The 8,274-nt window shown below is 65.1% G+C and carries 11 protein-coding genes and 3 pseudogenes; 13 read left to right on the top strand and 1 reads right to left on the bottom strand.

Annotated features, from left to right (window positions below):
* On the top strand, positions 1–1,010 hold a 1,010-nt coding region (locus tag QOC69_RS14230), incomplete at its 5' end, for a thiolase family protein (RefSeq protein ID WP_526440525.1).
* A gap of 1 nt (position 1,011) precedes the next feature.
* Entirely contained in the window at positions 1,012–1,446 is a 435-nt protein-coding gene (locus tag QOC69_RS14225; RefSeq protein WP_526440523.1) for a Zn-ribbon domain-containing OB-fold protein, read from the top strand.
* A 9-nt stretch (positions 1,447–1,455) separates the two neighbouring features.
* On the opposite strand, the gene QOC69_RS14220 is transcribed toward QOC69_RS14225, so the two are convergent.
* The gene (locus tag QOC69_RS14220) at positions 1,456–2,058 is read right to left on the bottom strand and encodes a TetR/AcrR family transcriptional regulator (protein ID WP_526440521.1); all 603 of its coding nucleotides are present in this window, start codon (positions 2,056–2,058) and stop codon (positions 1,456–1,458) included.
* Between the two features lie 147 nt (positions 2,059–2,205).
* On the opposite strand from QOC69_RS14220, the gene QOC69_RS14215 reads away from it, so the two are divergent.
* The 11 genes and pseudogenes from QOC69_RS14215 to QOC69_RS14165 form a co-directional block, all read left to right on the top strand.
* Positions 2,206–3,441 (top strand): amidohydrolase family protein, encoded by a 1,236-nt coding sequence (locus tag QOC69_RS14215; protein WP_526440519.1) that lies wholly within the window; start codon positions 2,206–2,208, stop codon positions 3,439–3,441.
* A 50-nt stretch (positions 3,442–3,491) separates the two neighbouring features.
* A complete protein-coding gene (locus tag QOC69_RS14210; RefSeq protein WP_526440517.1) occupies positions 3,492–3,758 on the top strand; it encodes a type II toxin-antitoxin system Phd/YefM family antitoxin in 267 nt (88 codons plus the stop codon).
* 3 nt (positions 3,759–3,761) lie between these two features.
* The gene (locus QOC69_RS14205) at positions 3,762–4,157 is read left to right on the top strand and encodes a type II toxin-antitoxin system VapC family toxin (RefSeq protein ID WP_526440515.1); all 396 of its coding nucleotides are present in this window, start codon (positions 3,762–3,764) and stop codon (positions 4,155–4,157) included.
* A gap of 43 nt (positions 4,158–4,200) precedes the next feature.
* A pseudogene (locus tag QOC69_RS14200) lies at positions 4,201–4,441 on the top strand (amidohydrolase family protein); the annotation flags it as partial.
* A gap of 94 nt (positions 4,442–4,535) precedes the next feature.
* A pseudogene (locus QOC69_RS14195) lies at positions 4,536–4,661 on the top strand (hypothetical protein); the annotation flags it as partial.
* Between the two features lie 234 nt (positions 4,662–4,895).
* Positions 4,896–5,090, top strand: coding sequence for a ferredoxin (locus QOC69_RS14190; RefSeq protein ID WP_526440513.1), 195 nt, complete (start codon positions 4,896–4,898; stop codon positions 5,088–5,090).
* Positions 5,057–5,932 (top strand): annotated as a pseudogene (locus tag QOC69_RS14185) (NAD(P)/FAD-dependent oxidoreductase); the annotation flags it as partial. The gene QOC69_RS14190 and the pseudogene QOC69_RS14185, both read left to right, overlap by 34 nt.
* 114 nt (positions 5,933–6,046) lie before the next feature.
* Positions 6,047–6,295 carry an oxidoreductase C-terminal domain-containing protein gene (locus QOC69_RS14180; RefSeq protein ID WP_526440527.1) on the top strand — a complete coding sequence of 83 codons (249 nt, stop codon included), beginning with the start codon at positions 6,047–6,049 and terminating at the stop codon, positions 6,293–6,295.
* A complete protein-coding gene (locus tag QOC69_RS14175) occupies positions 6,292–7,164 on the top strand; it encodes an NAD(P)-dependent oxidoreductase (protein WP_526440511.1) in 873 nt (290 codons plus the stop codon). Before QOC69_RS14180 ends, QOC69_RS14175 begins: the two co-directional genes overlap by 4 nt.
* Entirely contained in the window at positions 7,164–7,562 is a 399-nt protein-coding gene (locus tag QOC69_RS14170) for a carboxymuconolactone decarboxylase family protein (protein WP_526440509.1), read from the top strand. The genes QOC69_RS14175 and QOC69_RS14170 overlap by 1 nt, the downstream gene beginning before the upstream one ends.
* Positions 7,559–8,274: cytochrome P450 family protein (locus QOC69_RS14165; protein WP_526440507.1), on the top strand; the 716-nt coding region annotated here is incomplete at its 3' end. The genes QOC69_RS14170 and QOC69_RS14165, both read left to right, overlap by 4 nt.

Genomic DNA, 8,274 nt, shown 5'->3' with positions numbered 1-8,274 from the left:
AGAGCATGCAGGGCGGTGGCGACAGTGCCCGCTACGTCGCGGTGGCCCTCGGCCTGCTCGACATCCCCGGGCTGGCCGTCAACCGTCAGTGCGCGTCCAGCCTCTCGGCCATCGCCGTAGGCGCCGGACAGATCGCGTCCGGCATGAGCCGCGCCATCCTGGCGGGCGGCATGGAGTCGCTGTCCACCGGACCGATCATGCAGAAGCGCAAGCCCTTCACCTCGGGCAAGTCGCCCGAGGACTACGAGCAGTGGTTCCCCGAGTCGCACCCGCCGACCGCGGAAGCGCCTGCAATGGACATGTCCATAACCGTCGCGCACAACTGCAACGTCCAGTACGGCATCACCCGCGAGGACCAGGACGAGTGGGCACTGCGCAGCCATCAACGCGCGATCAAGGCCATCGACGCCGGATCGTTCACCGACGAGATCATCCCGATCCAGGTCCCCCAGGCCGACGGCAGCACGATCACCTTCGCCGAGGACGAGCATCCGCGGCGAGGCAGTTCGATGGAGTCGCTGGGCGGACTGAAGGTGTTGCATCCCGAGATCGAGGGCTTCTCGGTGACCGCGGGAAACTCGTCGGGCATCAACGACGCCGCGGCGGTCGTCGCACTGGCGTCGCCTGACACCCAGCAGAACGTACTGGCCAACGTGCTGTCGTGGACGCAGGTCGGACTGGGCCCGACCCGCACCGGCAGCGGACCGATCAAGGCCATCCCCAAGGCGCTCGAGCTGGCCGGCCGCAAACTCGAGGACGTCGCGCTGTTCGAGATCAACGAGGCGTTCGCCGCCCAGGCCGTGGCGTGTGCCCGCGAACTCGGACTCGACGAGGAGATCGTCAACGTCTATGGCTCGGGCATCAGCCTCGGCCACCCGATCGCCGCGACCGGTGCCCGGATGGTCACCTCGGCGATCTACGAGCTGCGCAGGCGAGGTGGCGGCATCGGCGTGCTGTCCATGTGCGCGGGCGGCGGCATGGGTGCCGCGATGGTCATCGAGGTGGTCTGAGATGACTGCACTGATCACCGAGGGACTGTTCCGGGTCGACGGCGACCGCGCGGTGCTGTTCGCGTCGCGCAGGCGTTCGTCGGGCGCAATCAAGTTCCCGGCCGAGCGACCCGAGCTCTTCGACGGCGACCCGGAGATTCAGGAGGACATCGAGGCGATCGAGTTGTCCACGGAGGGAACGCTTTACACCTACACAACGCAGGAGTTCGCGCCACCCCTGCCGTACAAGGGCAACCGGGATCCGAAGGTGTTCAAGCCGTACGTGGTGGGCTTCGTCGAGCTGGCCGAAGGCGTGCTGGTGGAGACCCTGATCGTCGAGGCGACCCCAGCCGAACTGCGCATCGGCCAGCCTCTGGTGTCGACCACCTTCACGCTGGAGACTGCCGACGGAGCTTCGCTACTTACGTTTGCGTTCCGGCCTGCAGAAGCGAGCTAAGGTCCGAAGTCAGACCCGCGCCATCGCGACGATCATCTCGGCGACCACCGCGATCATCTCGTCGCGGTCGACGGCGACCGTCTGCCGGTGCACCGTGTACCAGGCCCGGTCGAGCAACCCCATCACCGCAACGCCGATGACGTCCGGTGAGTGCGCGCCGTCCCCCGCGATGGCCTGACCCAACTTCCACGACGCACGGGACACCATGCGGTTGCGCGACATCCGAAACGCGTCATCGTCGGGGGCCGACTGCGCCGAGGCCAACACGAACGCCCCGTGCTGGTCCATGTAATCGAAGTAGTGGCCCACCCAGGCCCGGACGTCGGCAGGCCCGAACGGTTCATCGGCCTCCGCCCACTCGCCGATCACGGCGAGGGCGTCGTGGTAGGCCGTCTCGCCGAGGACGTTGAAGATCTCCCTCTTGTCCTTGAAGTACGTGTAGAAGCCGGCCCGCGAGATGCCGCAGGCCTCGGTGATCGCGTTGATCGGCATACCCGCGAAGCCCCGCTCCAGGAACAGCCGGCGGCTGGCGTCCAGGATCGCGGCGCGTGTCCGCTCACCGCGGCTGGCGTCCAGTTGCACTCCGGCCGGAGCACCCGAGGTCACCGTCATGCGGCGACTGTATATGACAGTACTGTCAAGTGCAATCGCCACAGCTCATTGCGATTTCTGTACCTATATCGCTACCCACTTGACACAATCGTCAGATTGCGCCAAGCTCGTCTTCAAGCCCAAGTTGAGTTAGGGAGAGGCACACCGATGACCCAGTTCACCGACGCACCGATCTTCGATGCCGATCAGCACATGTACGAGACTCCCGACGCGCTGCTGAAGTACCTGCCCGACCAGTACGAGAAGGCCGTGCAGTTCGTCCAGATCGGCAGGCACACGCGGATCGCGATCCTGAACAAGATCACCGACTACATGCCGAACCCGACGTTCGAACGAGTCGCCGCTCCCGGCGCGCACGAGAAGTTCTACTCCGGCCAGAATCCCGAGGGACTGACGATGAGGGAGATGTCGGGCCGTGGCATCGACACCCCGCCTGGCGCGCGCAACCCCGAAGATCGCATCGCCGAACTCAACGGACAAGGCGTCGATGCCTGCCTGAACTACCCCACCCTGGCCAACCTGGTCGAGCACTCCTCGGCCGAGGATCCGGAGCTGACCGCTGCCATCATCCACTCGCTGAACCAGTGGATGCTCGAGCACTGGGGCTTCAGCCACGCCAACCGGGTCTTCAGCACGCCCGTGATCAACCTGGGCATCGTCGACGAGGGCCGCCGAGAGCTCGAATACATCTTGAACAACGGCGCCAAGGTCGCGCTGATCAAACCGGCCCCGGTGTACGGCTACAAGGGTTGGCGCTCCCCCGCGCTGCCGGAATTCGACCCGTTCTGGCGCGACGTCGAGGACGCGGGCCTACCGATCGTGCTGCATGCCAGCCAGCCGCCGCTGCAGGAGTACATCGAGAAGTGGGAGCCACCGACGACGAGTAGCGCGTTCGAGATGTCGGCGTTCAAGTGGACGGCGTTGGGCCACCGGGAGATCGCCGACATGCTGACCAGCCTGATCTGCCACGGCACCCTCACCCGGTTCCCGAAGCTGCGCATCGCCAGCGTCGAGAACGGAAGTGCTTGGATCAGGCCACTGTTCGACGATCTTGCGTCGACGTACGGCAAGATGCCGCAGAACTTCCCCGAGCATCCGCACGACGTGTTCCGCCGCAACATCTGGGTCAGCCCGTTCTGGGAGGGCTCGGTGGCCGACGTCGTGCAGACCGTCGGATGGGACAAGGTGATGTTCGGGTCCGACTGGCCGCATCCCGAGGGCCTCGCAACCCCGACGGGCTACTGGAAGTACGCCGAGGGCATGGACGTGCGCCGCACTTATGACTTCATGGGTGACAACGCCCGCCGGTTCATGGGACTGCCGCTGGCCAATCCCGACCCAGGGGCCGTTAAGCCGCCGGTGCTGGAAGCCGCTAACGCATAAGCGGATCCACAACCAACGACCGGGTTGGACAAAGTGCTACCATGTAGCACATGGCTACAATCGGCGTGCGCGAGCTGCGACAGAACGCCAGCTACTACCTGGCCAAGGTCGCTGCCGGCGAGGCGATTGAGATCACCGACCGTGGGCGACCAGTGGCCCGGCTGGTTCCGATCACCGCCGACCCGTGGCAGGATCTGATCAACTCCGGCGAAGTCGTGCCGGCGCTGGGGAGAGTCAACATTCGGGACATGGAGCCGACCGACTACGGTGTTGATGCATCCGCCGAACTTGAGCGGCTTCGCGCGCAGGAACGGTAGTCCATGAGGCTGTACCTGGATACCTCAGCCCTGGTGAAAATGGTTGTTGCCGAGCCGCAATCGGTGGCACTGCGTGACTACTTACGTGATTACAGCGCAGATTCCCTGTTCACCGCCGCGCTATCCAGAACCGAACTCGTGCGGGCGGTCGCCAGCGCCGGACCCGCGGCCGTCACGGCGGCGCGCATGCTGTTGGACGAGCTGGAGATGGTGACGTTGAGCAGGGCGGTTTTGGACGATGCCGCAAGCCTGCCTCCGCGGCAGCTTCGCAGCCTCGACGCCATTCATCTGACGGCAGCGTTGCGGGCCGAGAGTTCGCTACGGGCCGTGGTGACTTATGACGCGCGAATGTCCTCCGCCGCTAGCGGTTTGGGTCTCAGTACCGCCGCACCGGCATAGCTACACGGCGCGAGCCCCGGGCTCGTTGCGCACCGTAGATGGGGTCAGCCCGTTCTGGGAGGGCTCGGTGGCCGACGTGGTGCAGACCGTCGGACGGGACGAGGTGATGTTCGGCTCGGACTGGTCCATCCCGAGGGCCTGGCCGAGCCAACGGGTTACTGGAGGTACGCCGAGGGCATGGACGTGCGCCGCACCTACGACTTCATGGGCGACAACGCCCGCCCCTGCCGTTGGCCAACTCTGACCCGGCTGCCGTCCGGCCGCCTGCAATGGCCAACGCCTGACTCAACAGTTCGCATCGCTCGGTATTCGGCCCGGCGGTGTGAAGGGTTGAGCATGGGTGATGAGCGCCCATGGCAGACTCTCGCGAACTACCAAGACCTCGCGAATTACAAAGTGCCGCGCATGATCATGGTGCTCGACGAACTACCCCACAGCAGCGCCAGCAAGATCGTCCGTCACGAACTTCAGGAGCTCGTCGAGCCCAACGAAGGCACTCCGTAAGGCTCGTTCCGTCGGTGACGTACGACCGCACTGTTCGGCGATTTCATTGCGTCTGCCCTGACACCGTGGTCACCTCTGCCAACCCGAACCGCTCTTTGGCCCCGGTCATTTAATTAGTTCGCCTATTTAGTGTGTGCTGAATCACGTCGCCGTCGGTGGCGACAACGCAACTCTGGGTATAACCTCACCCCATAACTAAACTTAGTTCACTTAACTTGATGAGGAGGGGTCACGATGCACGTCACCATTGATGAGACGAAATGTTGCGCGGCCGGCCAGTGCGTTCTGATCGCACCGGAAGTCTTTGACCAGCGAGAAGACGACGGAATCGTGATACTTCTCGATGCCGATCCGCCGGAGGGCCAGTACGAGGCCACGCGTCAAGCGGCGGCGGTATGCCCGGCGGCAGCGATCGCGGTGCAGGAGTGACCCCCCCGGCGGGCGTGGTGGTCGTTGGCGCCTCAGCGGCCGGCCTATCGGTTGCTGAAACGTTGCGTCGCGACGGCTTCACCAGACCGATCACGCTCATCGGCGAGGAGAGCCAGCTGCCCTACGATCGGCCGCCGCTGTCCAAGGAGGTTCTGGCCGGCACGTAATCGGAGGACAAACTTGAGCTGCGGGACGCCGAAAGGATCGCCGCGCTGGATCTCGATCTACGCCTTGGCGTTCGGGCCGAGGCGGTGGACACCGCGACCCAAGCGGTCGCACTCTCCGATGGATCGCAGGTCGGCTACCAGGACCTGGTGATCGCCACCGGAGTGCGTCCGCGACGCCTGCCCGGCACCGACGACATCGCCGGTGTGCACGTGTTGCGCACCCTCGACGACGCCCGGCGACTGCGTTCGGAATTGGCCGGACATCTGCAACTGGTGATCGTCGGTGCCGGATTCCTGGGCGCCGAAGTAGCCTCGGTCGCTTGCGCGGCGGGGACACGAGTCACCCTGGTGTCCGACGTCGAAGCTCCGCTGTCCGACGTGCTGGGAAATGAACTAGGCCAACTCCTCGTCGGAGTGCACGTCGAGCACGGCGTCCGGGTTCTCACTGGCGTCAAGGTGGTCGGCATCGCGACCGAGGACGGCCGGGCCACCGGCGTCCAGTTGGCCGACGGCACAACGCTGGTCGCCGACCTCGTACTGGTCTCGATCGGCTCGATCCCCAACACCGAATGGCTTGCCGGAAGCGGCATCCCGATCGGCAACGGAGTGCTCTGTGACCAATACTGCCGGGCGGCACCCGCCGTGTGGGCTGCGGGCGACGTTGCGTCGTGGCAGCACGTTGGGATCGGTGAACGCATCCGAGTCGAACACCGAACCAACGCTGCCGAACAGGGTACGGCCGTCGCGCGCAACATCCTCGCGGGATCCAGTCCGGCCCCGTTCGTCCCGGTGCCCTACATCTGGTCGGACCAGTACGACCTGAAGATCCAGATCCACGGTCTGCCGCGCGGCGCTGACTCGTTCACCGTCACCGACGGCAGCATCGACGAGCGCAAGCTCGTCGCGATCTACGGCAAGGGCGGCCGCGCGCGTGCCGCCGTCGGCATCAACATGATCCGCCCGCTGCGTGCCGCCCGATCGCTGGTCGCAGAGAACGCCGAACTGGCGTCGATCCTCAACGAGGGAGTAGTTGCATGACCGCCCAAACAGAAACCACCACAGTCGAATCCCACCGAACGGTGCCGCGAGCCGGCGTCATCGGGCTGGGGATGATCGGGGGCGGTGTTGCGGTCAGCCTGGCCCGCAACGGCCGGACCCCGATGGTGTACGACATCCGCCCCGATGCGGCAGACGGATTGCCCGGTGTGCCCGCGCCCGCCGCGTCGCCGGCTCAGGTGGCCCGCAGCAGCGACGTGGTCTTGCTCGCCGTGGTCGACGCAGATCAGGCTCGCGAGGTCCTGTGCGGTGACGACGGTGTGCTCGCCGCCGCCCAACCGGGATCAATCGTTGTGCTGTTGTGCACCGTTGCCGTTCCAGTGGTACACGAACTCGCGCAGAAGTGTGCGGAAAAGGATGTGGCACTGTTGGATTGCGGCGTCACGCAAGCAGTGCCCAACGGCCTCGTCGCCATGCTCGGCGGTGACGACGCCACCGTCACCGCCGCCATGCCGGTGCTAACGGGCTTCGCCAAGGACGTGGTGCACTGCGGGCCGCTAGGCGCCGGAATGGCGACCAAGATCGCCCGCAACATCATCACCTACGGCACCTGGCGCGCCGTCCACGAGGCAGCCACGCTGGTTGCATCCGCCGGCGTCGATCCGGCGACGCTGATCACCGTCGTCGAGGATGCGGACCCTGGCGGCACCACGTTGTTTTCCTGGCTGCGCAACCAACTCTCGGCCGAAGTGGTCACGCGCGAGATGGTGCCGCAGATTCGACGGCTGATGGACAAGGACCTCGCCGCCGCGCAGGAACTGGCGGCACGAAGCGACGTACTCATCCCCCTGGTCGATGCCGCCCGCGCCAACGGCGCGGAGACCTTGGCCATCCCAGAGAAGGACCGCTGATGAGTGAAACCACCGAACTCGGCCTGAAGACCATGGACGCGGTCTACGGACCGGGATTCTCGGCAACCATGCCCGAAGTGTCGAATCCCATGCTGGAAGACACGATTGACCACCTCTTCGGCGAGATATGGAGTCGGCCAGGTCTTTCGATCCGCGACCGCCGGCTACTAGTCATCGGAGCCACCGCCGCATTGGGCCGTGCCGACCTGATCGAGATCCAGGCACGGGGAGCGCTGCAGAACGATGAGCTGTCACCCGGCGAGCTCCGGGAGGCTGTACTGCAATTGCACTACTACGTCGGCTGGGGCAACGGCACCCAGGTCAACCAGGGCGTCGAGGCCGCCATCAGCGAACGTCAAGCCAAGTCCAATCCAGAAGCCAAGGAGCACAACCGATGACGACCACCATTCGCGATATGCCGATCGAGCGGGAGCGACTTCTCGACCCGCCGTTGGCCTATGACCAGTTGCGGGAGGAGCAACCCATCACTCGTGTTCGGTTCCCCAGTGGCCGTATCGGCTGGCTGGTCACCCGGTTCGAGGAGGGCAGTCTCGTGTTCTCCGACCCACGACTGAGTTCGCAGCGGCCACGTCACGACGTCGCAGAAGAACACGGTGTCGATCCCAACGACAACGAATCCGCCGAGGCATTGCCCCCGACGTTCAACTCCATGGACGCCCCCGACCACGGCGCGTACCGGCGACTACTGTCGGGCAAGTTCACGCCCAAGTCCGTGCAGGCCAATCTCCAGCCGTACATCGACACCATCGTCACCGAACATCTGGACGCCATCGAGACCCTGGGTGCCAACGGTGAACCGGTCGACCTGATTCAGCACTTGGCCCTGCCGATCCCTTGCCTGGTGATCTGCGAGCTGCTGGGCGTTCCCTACGAAGATCGGGACAAGTTCCATCACGCCACCGAGGTGATGATGGACACCAGTAAGCGCCGCGCCGAGCGCGACACGGGTGCGCACTGGCTCATGGAGTACATCACCAAGCTGGTCGCCGAGAAGCGCGCCGACCCCACGTCCGAGGGGCTGCTCGCGGAGCTGATCCGCAAGAGCGCAGAGGACGGATCCATCCTGTCCGACGAAGACCTCATCGGCAT

It is taken from the genome of Mycobacterium sp., from assembly GCF_032162105.1.
In the GTDB taxonomy this organism is placed as follows: Bacteria; Actinomycetota; Actinomycetes; order Mycobacteriales; family Mycobacteriaceae; genus Mycobacterium.
The sequence above is the reverse complement of the archived record's forward strand: the minus strand, read 5'-3'. Positions and strand labels throughout refer to the sequence as shown.